General features: G+C 67.8%; 18 protein-coding genes and 2 tRNA genes. 18 read left to right on the forward strand and 2 right to left on the reverse strand.

The window, feature by feature from the left end; translation table 11 throughout:
- Window positions 1-14: 14 nt before the first annotated feature.
- The 12 genes from moaC to gluQRS all read left to right on the forward strand — a co-directional run bounded on the left by moaC (window position 15) and on the right by gluQRS (window position 10,112).
- Complete coding sequence (gene moaC, locus AC0VYB_RS09295) at window positions 15-446, forward strand: cyclic pyranopterin monophosphate synthase MoaC (RefSeq protein WP_376783615.1); 432 nt, start codon at window positions 15-17, stop codon at window positions 444-446.
- Entirely contained in the window at window positions 443-865 is a 423-nt protein-coding gene (locus tag AC0VYB_RS09300; RefSeq protein ID WP_063250637.1) for a molybdenum cofactor biosynthesis protein MoaE, read from the forward strand. The genes moaC and AC0VYB_RS09300 overlap by 4 nt, the downstream gene beginning before the upstream one ends.
- Complete coding sequence (locus AC0VYB_RS09305; protein WP_063250638.1) at window positions 862-1,263, forward strand: TOBE domain-containing protein; 402 nt, start codon at window positions 862-864, stop codon at window positions 1,261-1,263. Before AC0VYB_RS09300 ends, AC0VYB_RS09305 begins: the two co-directional genes overlap by 4 nt.
- Before the next feature lie 72 nt (window positions 1,264-1,335).
- Window positions 1,336-2,097, forward strand: coding sequence for a molybdate ABC transporter substrate-binding protein (modA, locus tag AC0VYB_RS09310; protein WP_313450246.1), 762 nt, complete (start codon window positions 1,336-1,338; stop codon window positions 2,095-2,097).
- Window positions 2,094-3,776 (forward strand): ABC transporter permease, encoded by a 1,683-nt coding sequence (locus tag AC0VYB_RS09315; RefSeq protein WP_475384666.1) that lies wholly within the window; start codon window positions 2,094-2,096, stop codon window positions 3,774-3,776. Before modA ends, AC0VYB_RS09315 begins: the two co-directional genes overlap by 4 nt.
- 24 nt (window positions 3,777-3,800) lie before the next feature.
- Complete coding sequence (locus tag AC0VYB_RS09320) at window positions 3,801-5,486, forward strand: AMP-binding protein (protein ID WP_313450242.1); 1,686 nt, start codon at window positions 3,801-3,803, stop codon at window positions 5,484-5,486.
- A 99-nt stretch (window positions 5,487-5,585) separates the two neighbouring features.
- Entirely contained in the window at window positions 5,586-6,314 is a 729-nt protein-coding gene (locus tag AC0VYB_RS09325) for an amino acid ABC transporter ATP-binding protein (protein ID WP_009375560.1), read from the forward strand.
- Between the two features lie 36 nt (window positions 6,315-6,350).
- Window positions 6,351-7,247 (forward strand): glutamate ABC transporter substrate-binding protein, encoded by an 897-nt coding sequence (locus AC0VYB_RS09330; RefSeq protein ID WP_009375561.1) that lies wholly within the window; start codon window positions 6,351-6,353, stop codon window positions 7,245-7,247.
- A 67-nt stretch (window positions 7,248-7,314) separates the two neighbouring features.
- Window positions 7,315-7,977, forward strand: a complete 663-nt coding sequence (locus tag AC0VYB_RS09335; protein WP_009375562.1) for an amino acid ABC transporter permease — start codon at window positions 7,315-7,317, stop codon at window positions 7,975-7,977.
- Window positions 7,974-8,816 carry an amino acid ABC transporter permease gene (locus AC0VYB_RS09340; protein WP_009375563.1) on the forward strand — a complete coding sequence of 281 codons (843 nt, stop codon included), beginning with the start codon at window positions 7,974-7,976 and terminating at the stop codon, window positions 8,814-8,816. The genes AC0VYB_RS09335 and AC0VYB_RS09340 overlap by 4 nt, the downstream gene beginning before the upstream one ends.
- A 13-nt stretch (window positions 8,817-8,829) precedes the next feature.
- On the forward strand, window positions 8,830-9,144 hold the full coding sequence (locus AC0VYB_RS09345) for a GNAT family N-acetyltransferase (protein ID WP_131247585.1): 315 nt from the start codon (window positions 8,830-8,832) through the stop codon (window positions 9,142-9,144).
- Window positions 9,141-10,112 carry a tRNA glutamyl-Q(34) synthetase GluQRS gene (gene gluQRS, locus AC0VYB_RS09350; RefSeq protein WP_131247587.1) on the forward strand — a complete coding sequence of 324 codons (972 nt, stop codon included), beginning with the start codon at window positions 9,141-9,143 and terminating at the stop codon, window positions 10,110-10,112. The genes AC0VYB_RS09345 and gluQRS overlap by 4 nt, the downstream gene beginning before the upstream one ends.
- Window positions 10,113-10,145: 33 nt before the next feature.
- Here gluQRS and AC0VYB_RS09355 read toward each other — a convergent pair whose 3' ends face one another.
- Both AC0VYB_RS09355 and AC0VYB_RS09360 read right to left on the reverse strand, forming a co-directional pair.
- Window positions 10,146-11,357 carry a glycosyltransferase gene (locus AC0VYB_RS09355; protein ID WP_475385262.1) on the reverse strand — a complete coding sequence of 404 codons (1,212 nt, stop codon included), beginning with the start codon at window positions 11,355-11,357 and terminating at the stop codon, window positions 10,146-10,148.
- 3 nt (window positions 11,358-11,360) lie between these two features.
- On the reverse strand, window positions 11,361-12,272 hold the full coding sequence (locus AC0VYB_RS09360) for a DMT family transporter (protein ID WP_223289865.1): 912 nt from the start codon (window positions 12,270-12,272) through the stop codon (window positions 11,361-11,363).
- Between the two features lie 267 nt (window positions 12,273-12,539).
- On the opposite strand from AC0VYB_RS09360, the gene AC0VYB_RS09365 reads away from it, so the two are divergent.
- The 6 genes from AC0VYB_RS09365 to AC0VYB_RS09390 all read left to right on the forward strand — a co-directional run bounded on the left by AC0VYB_RS09365 (window position 12,540) and on the right by AC0VYB_RS09390 (window position 17,511).
- Window positions 12,540-12,612 (forward strand) — tRNA-Asn (locus AC0VYB_RS09365).
- Between the two features lie 124 nt (window positions 12,613-12,736).
- Window positions 12,737-13,789, forward strand: a complete 1,053-nt coding sequence (locus AC0VYB_RS09370) for an LLM class flavin-dependent oxidoreductase (protein WP_101623814.1) — start codon at window positions 12,737-12,739, stop codon at window positions 13,787-13,789.
- A gap of 106 nt (window positions 13,790-13,895) precedes the next feature.
- Window positions 13,896-15,398, forward strand: a complete 1,503-nt coding sequence (locus tag AC0VYB_RS09375) for an MFS transporter (RefSeq protein ID WP_131247832.1) — start codon at window positions 13,896-13,898, stop codon at window positions 15,396-15,398.
- A gap of 87 nt (window positions 15,399-15,485) precedes the next feature.
- Complete coding sequence (locus AC0VYB_RS09380) at window positions 15,486-16,742, forward strand: EAL domain-containing protein (protein WP_231882254.1); 1,257 nt, start codon at window positions 15,486-15,488, stop codon at window positions 16,740-16,742.
- Window positions 16,743-16,811: 69 nt separating this feature from the next.
- Window positions 16,812-16,885 (forward strand) — tRNA-Ile (locus tag AC0VYB_RS09385).
- A gap of 134 nt (window positions 16,886-17,019) precedes the next feature.
- Window positions 17,020-17,511 carry a DUF3145 domain-containing protein gene (locus AC0VYB_RS09390; RefSeq protein WP_063250473.1) on the forward strand — a complete coding sequence of 164 codons (492 nt, stop codon included), beginning with the start codon at window positions 17,020-17,022 and terminating at the stop codon, window positions 17,509-17,511.
- Window positions 17,512-17,812: the final 301 nt, after the last annotated feature.

Raw genomic sequence — 17,812 nt, forward strand, 5'->3', positions numbered from 1 at the left:
CCGGGGCCGCCCACATGGTCGACGTCGGGGACAAGGACGTGACGAAGCGCCGCGCCGTGGCGACGGCGCTCATCACGACGCGCCCCGAGGTCATCGCCCTCATCACCGAAACGGGACTGCCCAAGGGCGACGCCCTGCCGGTCGCGCGCATCGCCGCTGTCATGGGTGCCAAGCGCACGAGCGACCTCATCCCCCTCTGCCACCCGCTGCCCCTGACCGGAGTCGACGTCGACTTCACCCTCGACGAGACGAGCGTGCGGATCACTGCGGCGGTCAAGACCGTCTCGAAGACGGGCGTCGAGATCGAGGCGCTCACTGCGGCATCGGTGGCGGCCCTGACGATCTTCGACATGATCAAAGCCGTCGACAACCAGGCGGTCATCGGCGACATCAAGGTCATCGAGAAGTCCGGGGGCCGCAGCGGAGACTGGAGGCGGTCGGCATGAGCGTGATCCGCACCGGAATCGTCGAGACCCCGATCAGCACCGACGAGCTTGCTCCCGAGGTCGTCACCGCGGCGTCCGGAGCATCCGTGACCTTCTCCGGCATCATCCGCGACCACGACTCGGGCAGGGGAGTCGAACGACTCGTCTACGAATCCCATCCGCTCGCCGACCAGCAGCTCGCCGAGGTGGCCGCCGCCGTTGCCAGAGCCCACCCGGAGGTGCGGATCTCCGTCGTCCACCGGGTCGGGGAGCTTCGCATCGGCGACGTGGCGCTGGCCGCCGTCGTCGCCTCCGCCCACCGCCGGGAGGCGTTCGCCGCGTGTGCAGAGCTCATCGACGAGGTCAAGGACAAGGTCGCGATCTGGAAGCACCAGTACTTCTCCGACGGCGACGACGAATGGGTGGGAGCGCTCGAATGACCCGGCTGCGCATCAGCGACGCCGCCCGCTTCCTCGGCGTCAGCGACGACACCATCCGCCGGTGGATCAGCGACGGGCGCCTGCGTCAGCACAAGGACGCCTCGAACCGCTCGGTCGTCGACGGCGCCGAACTCGCCGCGCTGGCCCAGGAGTCCGCCGGAGCCCTCGACGATCCCACCCATGTGCGCAGCTCGGCCCGCAACCGCTTCACCGGACTCGTCACCGACGTCGTCATCGACGGCGTGATGGCCCAGGTCAGCCTCCAGTGCGGTCCCTTCCGCGTCGTCTCCCTCATGTCCGCCGAGGCGTGCCGTCAGCTCGAGCTCGAACCCGGCAGCCTCGCCACGGCCGCGGTCAAGGCGACGATGGTCTGGATCGACACCGTCGGCGAGGAGTGACTGATCGGGAACGAAATCTCAGATACTGACAGAATGTGGTGAAAACTCCGCATCTGCGGGTATGAATGGGTTATGAAGAGACTTGCCACCGCAGCGGGCATCGTCGCCCTGCTCACTCTCTCCGCCTGTTCCACCGGTGCCTCGGGCGAGGACCGGGCCGAGGAGCCGACCACGTTCACCGTCTTCGCCGCCGCCTCCCTCACCGAGGTCTTCGAGGAGATCGCGACCGAATACGAGAGGACCGCGCCGAACACCGACGTGACGTTCTCCTTCGCCGGATCCTCCGACCTCGTCGCCCAGATCAGCGAGGGCGCTCCCGCCGATGTCATCGCCACCGCCGATGAGAAGACGATGGACACCCTCGCAGGCGAGGACCTGCTCACCGGAACGCCCGAGATCTTCGCCTCGAACACCCTCGCCCTCGCCGTCGCTCCCGGCAACCCGAAGCGGATCGCCGACTCGCAGGACCTCGCCGGCACAGACCTCGTCGTCTGCGCACCCCAGGTGCCGTGCGGGGCGGCGACGGAGAAGTGGGCGCAGCAGAACGGCGTCACCCTCGACCCGGCGAGCGAGGAGAACTCGGTGACCGATGTCCTCGGCAAGGTGAGCTCCGGCCAGGCCGACGCGGGCATCGTCTACGTCACCGACGTCGCCCGCGCAGACGGCGGCGTCGACCAGGTTGACCTCGACGGGGCCGAGAAGGTCGTCAACCGGTACCCGGCGGCCACGGTGAGGGCGAGCGAGAACCAGGAGCAGGCGGACGCGTTCGTCAGCTACCTCCGGTCGCCTGAGGCTGTGAAGCTGCTCGAGGACGCCGGGTTCTCCACCCCATGAGCCGTCCCACCCGCCGTCATTCGGCGGCGCCGAGGTGGCTGTGGATCCCCGCAGCCCTCGGCGTCGCCTTCCTCCTCGTGCCCATCATCGGGATGGTCGCACGCATCGACCTCGGCCACCTCGGCGAGGTCGTCACCGCACCGGAATCCCTGCTGGCGATGGGACTCTCCCTTCTCACCTCGACGATCGCGGCACTCGTCAGCCTCCTCATCGGCTTCCCGCTCGGTTACCTGCTCGCGACGACGCGCTTCCGCGGACAGAGACTCCTGCGCACCCTCATCCTCCTGCCCCTCGTCCTGCCCCCGGTCGTCAGCGGCCTCGCCCTGCTCTACACGTGGGGGCGGTCGGCCTATCTCGGGTCGCTGCTCACCGAGGCGGGCATCAGCCTCGCCTACACGACCGCAGCCGTCGTGTTCGCGCAGATCTTCGTCTCCCTGCCGTTCATGGTCATGTCCGTCGAGACCGCGGTCGCCGCCCGCGGGCAGCGGTGGGAGCTCGCGGCGGCCGAACTCGGTGCGACGCCGGCCCGAGTGTTCGCGACGATCACCGTCCCGATGCTTCGGGGCGGCATCCTCACCGGTACCGTGCTCTGCTTCGCCCGGTCGCTCGGGGAGTTCGGGGCGACCCTGACCTTCGCCGGTTCCCTGTCGGGGGTGACGCGGACGATGCCGCTGCAGATCTATCTCGTCCGTGAGTCCGATCCGCAGTCGGCGATCGCCCTCTCGCTCCTCCTCGTCGCCGCGGCCCTCGTCATCATCGTCCTCGCCTACCGTTCGCCGCATGCGCCGCGGCTGCGCCGGCGCGCAGCCGCCCGGACGGACGCCGCCGCGCCCGAGAGCGCCGGTGCTCGCAGCGCAGCCCCGGCGGACCTGCCCGCCGCAGACGACTCCGACCATGCGTCGAGCGTGCGGGACCACCCCCCGACTGACCGCGGTACGCTCAGCCTCCGGGCGGTCCTGCCCGAGCGCGGCCTCGATGTCGCCGTCGACGTGCCCGCCGGGTCGACGACGGCGGTCATCGGCCGCAACGGCGCCGGCAAGACGAGTCTCTTCGAGATCCTCATCGGGGCGCTCCCGGCCGCTGCGGGATCGCTGCGGATCGGCGGGACCACCGTCTTCGACGTCGCGGCGGGCCTGTGGCCGCCCATCCACGCCCGCGGCATCGTCCATCTCGCCCAGAACCCGCTGCTCTTCCCCCACCTCAGCGTGCTCGACAACGTCGCCTACGGACTGCGCGCCCGCGGTGAACCGGCCGCGCTGGCACGGCGACACGCCGCGGACATGCTCGACCGCCTCGGCGTCGGGGAATGCGCGGGGCGTCGACCCGATGCCGTGTCCGGGGGACAGGCCGCCCGCATCGCCCTCGCCCGCGCCCTCGTCGTCGATCCTGCCCTCCTCCTCCTCGACGAACCCCTGGCCGCCCTCGACGTCGACGTGCGCATCGAGACGCGCCGCGTCCTCAAGGAGGTGCTGCGTGGGCGCAGCGCACTGCTCATCACCCACGATGTCGCCGACGTCACGAGCCTCGCCGAGACCCTCGTCCTCATCGACTCCGGGCGTGTGGACACTGTGGGAGCGGTCGGGGAGATCGGCCACGGCGACGACACGAGCGGCCGGGATTTCCTCCTCAGCTTTTGCGAGACGGACGGAGAGGGAATACTGTGCAGTGGATCACACTAGACCCCTGCGAAGGAGCACACCGACGTGACCGCACTCTCCTACTCCTCCGGCCCCTCGAACGCCCCCCTGCTCGGCGAGACGATCCCTGCGAACTTCCGCCGCACGGCCGCTGAACACCCCGAGGCGATCGCGCTCGTCGACCGCGGCTCCGATCGCCGTTGGACGTACGCCGAGTTCGACAGGGACACCGATGCCCTCGCCGCGGCGCTGCTTGAGCGCGGCGTGCGCAAGGGCGACCGGGTGGGCATCTGGGCGCAGAACGTCGGGGAGTGGGCGCTCGTCCAGTATGCGACGGCGAAGATCGGCGCGATCCTCGTCAACGTCAACCCCTCCTATCGGGCGCACGAGCTCGAATACGTCGTCAGGCAGTCGGGGATGACGCTGCTCATCTCACAGATCCTCAACCCGCCTCACACGGACTTCCACGCGCTGGCCACCGAGGTCTCCGGCACCGTCCCCGACCTCGACCTCGTCTTCATCGACACCGTTCCCGCCGCGCTGATCGGAGAAACGGCGGTGGGGGAGCGCGAGTCGTTCGCGCGCCTGCTCGACGAGGGCCGAAGCCTCCTGGAGGATCCCGGCGCGAAGTACGCGGTGCGCCTCGAGCAGGCAGCCGGCGAGCTCTCGGCCGACGATCCGATCAACATCCAGTACACCTCGGGGACGACGGGCTTCCCGAAGGGGGTCACCCTCTCCCACCACAACATCCTCAACAACGGGTACTTCATCGCCGAGCTGCTCTCCTACACCCCCGACGACTCGGTCGTCCTCTCCGTGCCCTACTACCACTGCTTCGGCATGGTCATGGGCAACCTCGCCGCGCTCAGCCACGGCGCCTCGATCGTCCTGCCCTCACCCGGATTCGACCCGGCGGCGAGTCTCACTGCCGTCGCCGAGGAGAAGGCGACCTCCCTCTACGGAGTGCCGACGATGTTCATCGCCGAGCTCGGCCTGCCGGACTTCTCCGACTTCGACCTCTCATCGCTGCGGACCGGGATCATGGCCGGCTCCCCCTGCCCGGTCGAGGTCATGCGCCACGTCATCGACGACATGAACATGTCCGAGGTCGCCATCTGCTACGGGATGACCGAGACCTCCCCGGTCTCGACGATGACCCGCGTCGACGATTCGCTCGAGGCCCGCACGGAGACCGTCGGCAGGGTGATGCCGCACGTCGAGGTGAAGATCGTCGACCCGGTGACGGGCCAGACCATGCCCCGCGGGCAGAAGGGCGAACTGTGCACCCGCGGCTACTCGGTCATGCTCGGGTACTGGGAGGAACCGGAGAAGACCGCCGAGGCGATCGACAGCGCCCGGTGGATGCACACCGGGGACCTCGCGATCATGGACGACGACGGCTACGTCGACATCTCCGGGCGGATCAAGGACATGGTCATCCGCGGCGGCGAGAACGTCTACCCGCGCGAGATCGAGGAGTTCCTCTACCAGCATCCGGCGATCAGCGACGTCCAGGTCATCGGCGTCTCCGACGAGAAGTACGGTGAGGAGCTCATGGCATGGGTGATCCTCAAGGACGGCTACGACACGCTCACCGCCGAGGACGTCAGAGAGTTCGCCGCCGGGCGTCTCGCCCACTTCAAGATCCCTCGCTACGTCGAAGTCCGCGACTCCTTCCCGATGACGGTGTCGGGCAAGATCCGCAAGGTCGAACTCCGCGAGGAGGGCGAGCGCATCGTCCATGCGAGCTAGGTCACAAGTCGGTTGCAATTCCCCTGTGAACACCCGGGGATTACCTTGTGAGCTGGTCTTTCACTAAGATCGGTGGTCATGAGAGCTGAATCACAGCCGTTGGTCTCGATGACGGACGTCGAGAAGCACTACGGAGACTTCCATGCGCTGAAGCACATCGACCTCGACATCCACGAGGGCGAGGTCGTCGTCGTCATCGGACCCTCCGGTTCGGGCAAGTCGACCCTGTGCCGGACGATCAACCGACTCGAGACCATCACCTCGGGGTCGATCACGATCGAGGGCGAGGAGCTCCCGGCCGAGGGAGCCGAGCTCGCCCAGCTGCGCTCGGACGTCGGCATGGTGTTCCAGTCCTTCAACCTCTTCGCCCACAAGACGATCCTCGAGAACGTCACGCTCGGACCGATCAAGGTCCGCAAGCTCAAGAAGTCCGAGGCCGACAAGCAGGCGATGGCGCTGCTCGAGCGCGTCGGCGTCGCCCATCAGGCCGACAAGTACCCCGCTCAGCTCTCCGGCGGTCAGCAGCAGCGTGTCGCGATCGCCCGGGCATTGGCGATGAAGCCGAAGGTCATGCTCTTCGACGAGCCCACTTCGGCCCTCGACCCGGAGATGATCAACGAGGTCCTCGACGTCATGGTCGAGCTCGCCAAGGAGGGGATGACGATGGTCGTCGTCACCCACGAGATGGGATTCGCCCGCAAGGCCGGCAACCGGGTGGTCTTCATGGCCGACGGCGAGATCGTCGAGGTCGCCGATCCCGAGGAGTTCTTCACCAACCCGCAGAGTGCCCGCGCGCAGGACTTCCTTTCGAAGATCCTCACCAACTGACCCCGCAGTCCCGCACGAGAACCACAAGGAGAAACCATGAAGAAGCTCAGAGTGTCCATCGCCGCCGTCGCGGTCGGCCTGCTCGCCCTCAGCGGCTGCGGTCAGGGCGGAACCCCCGATGCCCCCGCCGAGGGCGGTTCGCAGGCGGCGGCCCCCGAGTACCCCGTCAACGAGAACGCCGACGTCAAGGACTCGAAGACCTGGCAGGCCGCGAAGGACGCGGGCACGCTCAAGGTCGGCGTCAAGTTCGACCAGCCCGGGCTCGGCAACGTCAAGGCCGGGTCGGACGTCCCGGAGGGTTTCGACATCGAGATCGCGAAGATGGTCGGTGCGCAGCTCGGCTTCGCCCCCGATCAGCTCGACTTCGTCGAGACGGTGTCGGCCAACCGTGAGCCCTTCCTCCAGCAGGGCAACGTCGACATGGTCGTGGCGACCTACACGATCAACGACGAGCGCAAGAAGGTCGTCGACTTCGCCGGACCGTACTACGTCGCCGGTCAGGACCTGCTCGTCAAGGCCGACTCCGACATCGCGGGACCCGAGGACCTCGCGGGCAAGAAGGTCTGCTCCGTCGACGGGTCGACGCCGGCCCAGAACATCCAGGACAAGTACACGGACGCCGAGCTCGTCACGTACGACACCTACTCGAAGTGCGTCACCGACCTCCAGTCGGGCGCGGTCGATGCGGTGACGACCGATGACGCGATCCTCCGCGGCTATGCCGCCCAGAACGAGGGCGAGCTCAAGGTCGTCGGAAAGCCGTTCAGCGAGGAGCCCTACGGCATCGGCCTGCCCAAGGGCGATACGGCGCTGCGCAACGCGGTCAACGACGCCGTGGAGAAGAGCATGGAGGACGGCGACTGGAAGAAGGGCTTCGAATACACTCTCGGTTCGTCCGAGGGAGTGCAGATGCCTGAGGTCGACCGTTACTGACCTGTCCGCTTGATGATGCGATGCGAGGGCGCCTGAGGGTGCCCTCGCATCGATTAAGGAACCCGGGATGGATTTCGTCCAGCTCCTCGAGCTCTTCGGCTCCGGCGTGTGGGGCACGGTCAAGCTCTTCACCGTCGCCCTGGTCGGCTCACTTGTGCTCGGAACGATACTGGCAGCGATGCGGGTCTCGCCGACACCGGTGCTTCGGATCGCGGCCTCGACGTACATCAACGTCGTGAGGAACACGCCGCTGACGCTGGTGATGTTCTTCTGCGCCTTCGGCCTGCCCTTCCTCGACATCCGCTTCGGCAGCTCGAGCTCGTTCAACTCCTTCGTCTACGCGACGATCGCGCTCACCGCCTACACCGCGTGCTTCGTCGCCGAGACGCTCAAGGCCGGCATCGCCACCATCCCGGTCGGTCAGGCCGAAGCCGCACGGGCGATCGGACTGACCTTCAACCAGACGCTGAGCGAGGTCATCCTCCCGCAGGCGTTCCGCACCGTCATCCCGCCGCTCGGCAGCGTCGTCATCGCGATGCTCAAGAACACCTCGATCGCCTCGGCGTTCAACAACCGCGAGCTCATCTCGGCGATGCGCAACGCGATCGAGCTGCGCGGGGACCTCGTCATCCCCATCCTCTTCGGCACGGCCGTCGCCTACCTCGTCCTGGCCCTCATCCTCGGCCGCATCTTCTCCTACCTCGAGCGGAAGCTGGTGATCCTGCGATGAGCGCACCGACAGCGGTCCTCTTCGACGCGCCCGGCCCCAAGGCCCGCCGCAACAACATCGTCCTCTCCATCGTCTCGACGATCGTGCTTGCCGGCATCGTCGCGTTCGTCATCTGGAAGTTCGCGGACGCCGGACAGCTCGAAGCCGACAAGTGGTACCCGTTCACGTTCGCGCAGATCCAGCTCGTCCTCCTCGAGGGCATGCTCGCGACCCTCAAGGTCGCCGTCGTCGCCTCGGTGCTGGCGCTGGCCGTCGGAGTCGTCTTCGCCCTCCTGCGGCTCTCACCCAAACGCATCATCTCCGTGCCTGCGACGATCGTCCTCGAGTTCTTCCGCGGCGTGCCCGTCCTCCTCCTCATCTTCGCGACCTTCCTCCTCTTTGGGAACACGATCGGTCCGTTCTGGTCCGTCGTCATCGGCCTCACCCTCTACAACGGCATGGTGCTCGCGGAGATCATCCGCGCCGGCATCCTCGCTGTGCCCAAGGGCCAGCGGGAGGCGGCGATGGCCATCGGTCTGCGTCCCGGTCAGGTGATGAGCCTCGTCCTCATGCCGCAGGCGCTGCGGGCGATGATGCCGACGATCATCGCCCAGGTCGTCGTCCTCCTCAAGGACTCCGCACTCGGCTTCATCGTCACCTATCAGGACCTTCTCTACCAGGTCAACCTCATCGGCCGCGAGTACAATAACCTCCTGCCGACGTTCATCGTCGGTGCCGCCCTCTTCATCGTCATCAACATGATCGTCGCCGGCTTCGCTCGGTGGCTGGAGAGACGGCTGCAGCGCAAGACCACGGCCGATGTCGAGGGCGAAGGGCTCACGACTGCGCCCGTGCGATGATGAGGAAGTGCAGATGGAACCCGAACTCAGCACCACCCCGGTGACGATGCGACGCAACCGCGACCGGGACCGCTTCGAACTCTTCACCTCTGACGACGAGGCGTTCGTGGGGTTCCTCGCCTACCGGGTCGTCGATGGGTCGACCCTCGAGCTTCAGCACACGATCATCTCCGAGGACTTCTCCCGTCGCGGATTCGCCCGCACCCTCGTCACCCACGCCCTCGACGAGATCCGCGCCGAGGGCGGGCGGATCGTGCCCACGTGCACCTACGTCATCGACTACCTTCAGCGGTTCCCGCAGTACGCCGACCTCGTGTCTGAGAAGTGAGGGGCGCCGGCCGGTTCGCACCGAGCCCGAGCGGCGACCTCCACCTCGGCAACATCCGCACCGGACTCCTCGCCCACGCGCGGGCCAGGCAGACGGGACGGCGGTTCCTCTGGCGCATCGAGGACCTCGACAGGGTCCGGGCGGGGGCGGCCGCCTCGCAGCTGCAGGTCTTCAGGGAACTCGGCGTCGTCCCCGATGAGACCCCGCTCGTCCAGTCCGAGAGGCTCGACGTCTACGCTGACGCGATCGGCAGCCTCGCCGAGGCGGGGCTCGTCTACGAGTGCTACTGCTCGCGCCGGGACATCCAGCAGGCGCCCTCGGCTCCGCACGCCCCGCCGGGGGCGTACCCGGGAACGTGCCGCCGCCTCGGCGAGGGGGACCGGGAGCGTCGACGCGCGGAACTTGCCGCCGCAGGCCGGCAGCCGGCGCTGCGGCTGCGCACGGAGAATACGGAGATCACGGTCCCCGACGGACTCCTCGGGACGATCACCGCGCCCGTCGACGACTTCGTCCTGCGCCGGGGTGACGGAGTCTTCGCCTACAACCTCACCGTCGTCGTCGACGATGCGGCCAGCGGCGTCGACGAGGTCCTCCGCGGTGACGACCTTGCCTCTTCGGCACCGCGGCAGGCACATCTCGGGCGCCTCCTCGGTGCAGGCGAGCAGTCGTGGCTCCACGTCCCCCTCGTCCTCGGGGAATCGGGGGCCAGGCTGGCCAAGCGCGACGGAGCAGTGACGTATGAGCAGCTCTCGGCCCTCGGCTGGAAGCCCGCGGATGTCTTCGAATGGGTGTGGCACTCCCTCGGCGGGGACTCCGCCGGGGGAGAGGTTCTCGGGCAACGGCCCTGGTCGTCGCTTGACGACCTCGTCGACGGCATCGACTTCGCGCACCTGCGCCGGGAGCCGAGCGTGTTCCTTCCGCCGACGGATGCGGCGACGGTGCCGACCGGGAGCGCGCCTGACCTCTGAGCCGCTGCGCTGTGCCCGCCGCTGGCTGTGGCCTCAGGCCGCTGAGTCGACCGTGCCGTCGATGACGTCGGCGTAGATCGATTCGAACGTGTCGAGGGTGTATTCGATGTCGTGGACGGCGACGACGTCGAGGGAGGCCCGGGACATCGCCTCCCGTTCCGCCTCCGACTGCGTGCACAGGCGGGTGAAGCGGTCGGCGAGGGCGTCGATGTCGCGCGGTGGGAAGAGGTAGCCGTTGACGCCGTCGCGCACGAGGTGGGGCAGGGCCACGGCATCGGCGAGGACGACGGGTTTGCGTGAGGCAAGCGCCTCAAGGGTCGCGATCGACTGGAGTTCCGCGGTCGAGGGCATGCAGAAGAACGTGCAGCGGGCGTAGGCGTCCATGAGCTCTGCGTCGCTGACCTTGCCGAGGACGTGGATGCGATCGGCGATGCCGAGTTCGGCGGCAAGCGCCTTGAGCGGCTCCTCCTGGTCACCGCCGCCGACGATGTCGGCTTCGAGTCCGAGGGCGGGGTCGGTCTTCGCCACGGCCCGGACGATGTCGTCGGCGTGCTTCTCCGCGGAGAGGCGGCCGACGAAGAGGACGCGAGGAGCGTCGCCGTCGCCGATGCCCGATGCGTGGTCCTCCTCCTGGAGGTGGGAGAAGCGTTCGAGGTCGATGCCGCAGGACACGGCGCGGATGGGGGAGGTGAATCCGTTCTGCGTGAGGAGGTCTGCCGCGAGCTGGGTGGGCACGGTGATGAAGTCAGCGGACTGGAACTTCCGGCGCAGATCCCACCAGGCCATGGCGGTGCCGCCGTCGACGAGGGGTCTGGGCACGCGGAGGTAGGGGCGGACGTTCTCCGGCATGAAGTGGTTGGTCGCAACGACGGGGATGCCGCGGCGGATCGATTCGGAGAACGCGTAGCGTCCGATGACGAAGTGCGCCTGCGTGTGGACGACGTCGGGGCGGAGGGTGTCGAGGAGGCGGGCGATCTCGGGTTTCGTCTCCCACGGCATGCAGATCGTCCACGTGGGGTGGAGCATCCACCTGTGGGAGGTGAGGCGGTGGACCGTGACGCCGTTCTCGACGCTCACCGACGGGGTTCCGGTGGCCGATGGGCAGGCGACGTGGACGTCGTTGCCGCGTGCGGCCAGGCCCGCTGCCAGTCGTTCGGCGAACTTCGCCGCTCCGTTGACCTCAGGAGCATAGGTCTCTGTGGGGATGAGGATGCGGCGCGCGGGGGCGGTCGATTGTGCGGACAGGGTTCAACTCTCCTCGGTGTCGTCCAGGTTCAGTACTTCGCGGGCCTGCCGGCGCGCGTTCTCGCGATCTCTGACATCGGGATGATACCGAGACAATACAACGACCCCGAGACACGCGACCAATCCGGTGATCGTGATGATGATGAGCAGCCACAAGGGAGCTTCCTTCGCCTCGCCGAGGACGACGGAGCCGAGGATGACAGCGGCGATCGGGTCGACGACGGTGAGCCCGGCGATGACCATCTCCGGGGGACCGGCCGCGTACGAGTTCTGGACGAACCACGAGCCCAGGGCCGCGGCGGCGACGAGTGCTGCGATGTTCTGCCACGTGACGTTCTCGATCCCCGCCCGCAGATACTGGACGCTGACGAGGTGGGCGTTCGTCGCCACACAGGCGAAGAGGAGACCGGCGGCGGTGATGAGGACGAGCTGCGGGGCCCGTCTGAAGGCGACCATGATGATGAGTCCGAGGACGACGATGACCCCGGTGATCCACACCAACGGCATCGCATCCGCGCCGAGGTGGACCTGCGTGCGCGCGGTCGTGGCCGAGAGCGCGACGAAGACGGTGACCCCGAGGGTGCACCAGACCACGGCCTGGACGAGGCGGCGGTTGACCTTGAGACCGCGATAGCGCACGCCGAGGAGGACGGAGACGATGAGGGAGAACGCGCCGATGGGCTGGACGACCATGACCGGGGCGAGGGCGAGGGCGAGGAAGTTCCCGAGCGTGCCGAGGCCGAGGATGAAGAGACCGAGCAGCCACTTCCGATTGCTCAGGAGCTCCTTGAAATGCGCCCAGCTCAGACCGTCGTGCGAATTGTCCTGATCGGCGACGGCGTCGTGCTGGTAGAGGGCCCCGAACGCGAGGGCCACGGCTGCCAGCACGGCGAGGGCGATGGCCACAATGGTCACGTGTTCTGCTTCCGTCGGATTCGGGCTCGGAGTCTCTCCCGCGACGCGTCGGGGGATCACCCCCGATGTTACAGGGCGGTAGGCGGCCGAGCCCTCAGGTGGAGGTGAATGTACGGTTTCCCCTCCCGTCGAGGTGGGGTGAGCCGGCGGCGCACACAGCTCGGTCCGGTCGCCGACGAGCATGTGAGCCAATGCACAGTCGCCGGCTTTGCTCAGCCGGGACGACCTTTGCTATGCTGTTTTCTCGTGCGCAGGTCACTGCCACATTCCTCCGTAGCTCAGTTGGCAGAGCATTCGACTGTTAATCGAAGGGTCGCTGGTTCGAGCCCAGCCGGGGGAGCAGGAGAAGGCCCCGTCGTCCGCGACGGGGCCTTCGTCGTACCCGGCGACCGTGCGACTCCTCTGGGTGGGCTGGCGGTCCGATGCGCCGGAATAATTGATCTCTCAACCAGGTTGCCATGAGCATGAAGGCATTCGGATTCCTCAGTTTCGGCCACTACGGACCAGGTGCGGCCCCCGGCGACTACGGCGCGAAGGAAGCGCTCCAGCAGGCCGTCGAGATCGGCGTCGGCGCCGATGAGATCGGCGTCAACGGCGCATACTTCCGCGTCCATCATTTCGCGAAGCAGGCGGCCGCCCCGATTCCGGTCCTCAGCGCAATCGCCGCGAAGACGAAGCACATCGAGGTCGGCACCGGCGTCATCGACATGCGGTATGAGAACCCGCTCTACCTCGCCGAGGAGTCCGCGGCCCTCGACCTCCTCTCCGACGGTCGAGTGGCGATCGGGGTGAGCCGGGGATCACCGGAACCCGCCGAACGCGGCTGGGAAGCCTTCGGCTACCTCGACGCCGAGGACGCCAAGGGTGCGACGATCGCCCGGGCGAAGTTCGGGAAGTTCATGGACGCAGTCCGCGGGGAGAAGGTCGCGCCGGCTGATCCCGCCCAGTACGGTCCCGGCGCGCGCCTCGCGATCGAACCCTTCGCACCGGGTCTCGACAAGCGGATCTGGTGGGGCGCGGGCACGGCGGCGACCGGGGAGTGGGCTGCCGCGCAGGGCGTCAATCTCATGAGCTCGACCCTGCTCACCGAGGCGACCGGTGAGTCCTTCGGGGACCTCCAGCGTGCCCAGATCGACAGGTTCCGCGACGCCTGGCAGGAGGCCGGCCACGACTGGACACCACGGGTGTCCGTGAGCCGGAGCATCTTCCCGATCACGACCGACCTCGACGACCTCTACTTCGGGCGGCGCTCGAGCGCGGACGGCGACCAGATCGGCATCATCGACGACATGCGCTCGACGTTCGGCAAGACCTACGCCGCGGCACCCGACGTCCTCATCGATCAGCTCAAGGCCGACCCCGCGATCGAAGCGGCCGACACGGTGATGCTCACGATCCCCAGCCAGATCGGCGTCGACTACAACCTCCACGTCCTCCAGTCCTTCGCCGAGCACGTCGCTCCGGCTCTCGGCTGGAAGCCGAACTGGGAGGGACCGGTCACCGGTTATCCGATCTGAGTCGCCTGCGCGGCCTCGGCCCGTGAGTCGGACGCTGCGGGCCCCGTCGTGTCACCAGGGGCTATCATCGCAGGCAGAGACGATGACGTGAAGGAGCGTGGATGCGGTGGCCGGCGGCGAGATGACCCAGGTGCAGAAGCGGATCCTCCTCATCTCTCTCGTCCCGCTCTTCATGTCGCTGCTGTCGGTGTCGATCATCAACGTCGTGCTCTCGGCGATCGGGCAGGACCTCGGTGCCTCGTCTTCTGCGCTCCAATGGGTGCTCACCGGCTACGCACTGTCCTTCGGCGTCGTCCTCGTCGCCGCCGGACGGGCTGGCGACGTCTTCGGCCGCGCCCAGCTCTTCATCGCCGGCGTCAGTCTCTTCGGAATCTCGTCCTTGGTGGCCGGGCTCGCGCCTGACCCGCTCACGCTCAACATCGCCCGCGTCCTCATGGGCTTCGGCTCGGGCCTGCTCAATCCGCAGGTCGTCGGTCTCCTCCAGCAGTACTTCCAGGGTCCGCAGCGGGGACGGGCGTTCGGGCTCATGGGCACGATCGTCGGACTCTCCGTGGCGATCGGGCCCGTTCTCGGCGGCGTGTTCATCGCCGTCTTCGGGCTCGACTGGGGATGGCGGGCATCGTTCCTCGTCAACGTCCCCATCGCGATCGTCGCCGCCCTCCTCGCCCGGGCGTGGCTGCCGGACACGGCCTGGCACCCGATCGCCCAATCGGATCCGGCTCCCGACCAGGTCGCCGCCGATGAGCACACTGCGCCCAAGGCTACGGTCGAGCCTGCGACCGGCGGGCGCGGACGCGCGCGTCACGACCTCGACCCCATCGGCACCATGCTGCTTGGCCTCGGCGTCCTCCTCGTCCTCCTCCCGTTCGTCGAGGGCATGCTCGGCTGGTACGTCTGGCTCGCGCTGCCGATCGGGCTCGGAGTCATCTGGGCCTGGACCCGGTGGGAGCGGAGCTACGCCGCGCGCGGACGCACACCTATGGTCGACCTCGATCTCTTCCGGATCCGCAGCTTCAGCAGCGGCGCGGTCATCATCACCCTCTACTTCATGGGCGTGACGAGCGTGTGGGTGCTCGTGGCCATGTACATGCAGCAGGGACTCGGACACACGGCCCTCGCCGCCGGTCTCATGGGTCTTCCCGCGGCTCTGCTCTCCGCGGTCTCCGCCGACGTCTCCGGCCGGTTCGTCTTCCAGATCGGGCGCAAACTCGTCGTCTGGGGCATCGTCACCTGCCTTCTCGGCCTCGTCTCCACGGTCGCCGTCGTCGTCCTCCTCGCCAATGGCATCGGCAGCGAATGGTGGATGCTGCTCACCCTCAGCTTCGTCGGCATCGCCCAGGGCATGGTCATCAGTCCCAACCAGACGCTCACCCTCCAGGAGGTGCCGCTGCGCTACGCCGGATCCGCCGGCGGAGTGCTCCAGACGGGGCAGCGCATCGGCACCTCGATGGGCCTGGCGATCATCACCGCCCTCGCCTTCGCCGCCGTGGCCGGAGGCGACTGGAGCCGGGGGATCGTCGTCGCCTTCGCGGCAATCGCTGTTGTCGTCATCAGTGCCGGATTCGTGGGAATCGCCGAGGTCAGGCGGGGGCGGCGTCCTCAGCTCTGAGCGCAATAATGTTCCCGAATCGCAACAGCCGACTCATCTGTCATGTGGAAGACTGTGAACGCGAGTTCCCACATGGAAGGACAGACGGTGGTGCAGACGGTGAAGGATGAGGACCTCGACCTTGAGGAGCTGGTGCGCTCCGGAGGGATCGAGACCCGCTTCGCACCGGTCGTCGATGCCTTCACCTTCGACACCATCGGCTATCAGGTCCTCCAGGCACCCGTCGGCGACCCTGCGCTCGGCCATGCCGAATCGGAGAACCTGCGCCGCGCGATGCATGCCTCGCCGATGATCGGCGACCTCGACGCGTCGATGCGCGACACCGCTCTGCGCACTGCCGAAGGAGCGGGCTTGCCGAACTCAAACCGTCTCTTCCTCCACGCCGAGGAGGAGTCCTTCGCCACTCTCGAGGACCGCACGACGGCGCCGGACCGTTCCGTCATCCTCCAGCTCGATGCCTCCCGGGTCTCGTCCTCGCCCGCTTCGGTGCTCCGCTCGGTGCGACAGGCCCGCTCCATGGGCTGGGGCGTCGGGATGTCCTCGGTCGGACCGGATCTGCGCAGCACCTCGTTCGTTCCGCTCGTCAATCCCTCCGTCGTCGGTCTCCACCCCGACGTCCTCACGGTCGAGTGCAACGCCCAGCTCGCCGAGCTCAACCGGCTCCTCCATGCCCACCTCGAGCGCACCGGTGCCGTCATCCTCGCCGAGGGGGTGACGACCGAGGACGATCTCGACCGTGTGCGTGCGCTCGGGGCGCGCTTCATGTCCGGGCCCTACTTCGGCCGCGCCACCCGTGAACCGACCCCCGTGCCCCCGCCTGCCGAGGACGGTCTGGCAGACCACCATTCGCGCAACCTTCCGGCGCTGGGCACCCCGTACTCGATCGCCCAGGGTCTGCGACGCGAACCCCTGGTGATGAACCGCGAACTCCTCATCGCCCAGATCGCCGCGCTCGAGGAGCGCGCCCTGGCCTCGGGGGCGGCGACGATCGCCCTCGGCGTCTTCGGTGAGGAGACGACCTTCTCCCAGGCGACCTACGACCGGTACGAGCGCATCCGCGACACTGTCGGACTCACCGCGATGTTCTCCGGCGGCTTCACCACCCCGCCGGTCCCGGGCGTACGCGGGGGAGTCGTCGACGCCTCCGACCCGATGCGCAACGAGCACGGAGTCGTCGTCGTCGGTCCCGACTGGTCGGGGCTCGTCGCCGCTTCGAAGCGCAACGATCCCGGCAGCGACGGGCAGACGGTCTACGACGTCTACATCACGACCGAACGCTACACGTGCGTCGACGCCGCGAGGAGCGTGCTCACGCGGATCTCACCGACCGCCTCGGCGGGCTGAGGCGACACCACGGCCGACGACATGGGAATGGGAGGCAGGCGACCTCCGGTGCTACTCTGGTCTCGGCTCGCCCCCGTAGCTCAGCTGGTCAGAGCAGGGAACTCATAATTCTTTGGTCGTCGGTTCAAGTCCGACCGGGGGCACTGGCGATCAAGAACCCAGGTGAGACGGCATTTCGGTGCTTGGCTCGCAGGGCATCGTCGACTATCATGAGCCGTGTACCTCCTTTCGGATCGTAGGGGAAGACGTATCCGAGTCAGGAGGCACACAAATGGATATGACACAGGGCGTACTCTTCGTCCACTCAGCACCTCGCGCGCTCTGCCCGCACATCGAATGGGCAGCGGGCGGGGCGATCGGTGCGCAGGCGCGCTTCGACTGGACACCCCAGCCGGCAGCGCCCGGCCTTGTGCGCGCCGAGGTCTGCTGGCGTGCGCCCGCAGGCTCCGGCTCCCGCATCGCCTCCGCGCTGCGCGGTTGGGACTCGCTGCGCTACGAGGTCACCGAGGAACCCTCCGCCGGAGTCGACGGCGGACGCTGGAGCCACACGCCCGACCTCGGCATCTACCACGCGGTCACCGATTCCGTCGGCAACATCCTCGTCCCCGAAGACCGCATCCGCTCGGTCATGGAACGCGCCGGCGGCGACCCCGCGAAGCTCGCCCATGAAATGGCCCTCGCCCTCGGCGAAGCCTGGGACGAAGAGCTCGACGCCTTCCGCCACGCCGGTGAGGGTGCTCCTGTCCGCTGGCTGACGAAGGTCGGCTGACGCCGCACTCCCGCGTGACTCCCCTCACATCTGAGGAACCCTGACCGCCGTTCGGTCCGTCGCAGACCGACCCCTCACCGATCCCGTATGACGACAGCGGGCATGTCTCTGCCTCCGACATGCCCGCTGTCGTCGTCTTGCCCCTCCTTCGCCGCCGTCGTGGGGAATCGGGAGAGCGCCTCCGACAGCCCGGCCTGCCACTGCCGCACCGACTCACCTGCCGCCGGCGGTGACAGTCGGCCCTGACAATCGTCCTTGTCCGGCCCTTTCCCATTCAACGGTAGCTGTGACCTGCGTCATC

The organism is Brevibacterium sp. Z349TD_9 (assembly GCF_056173565.1).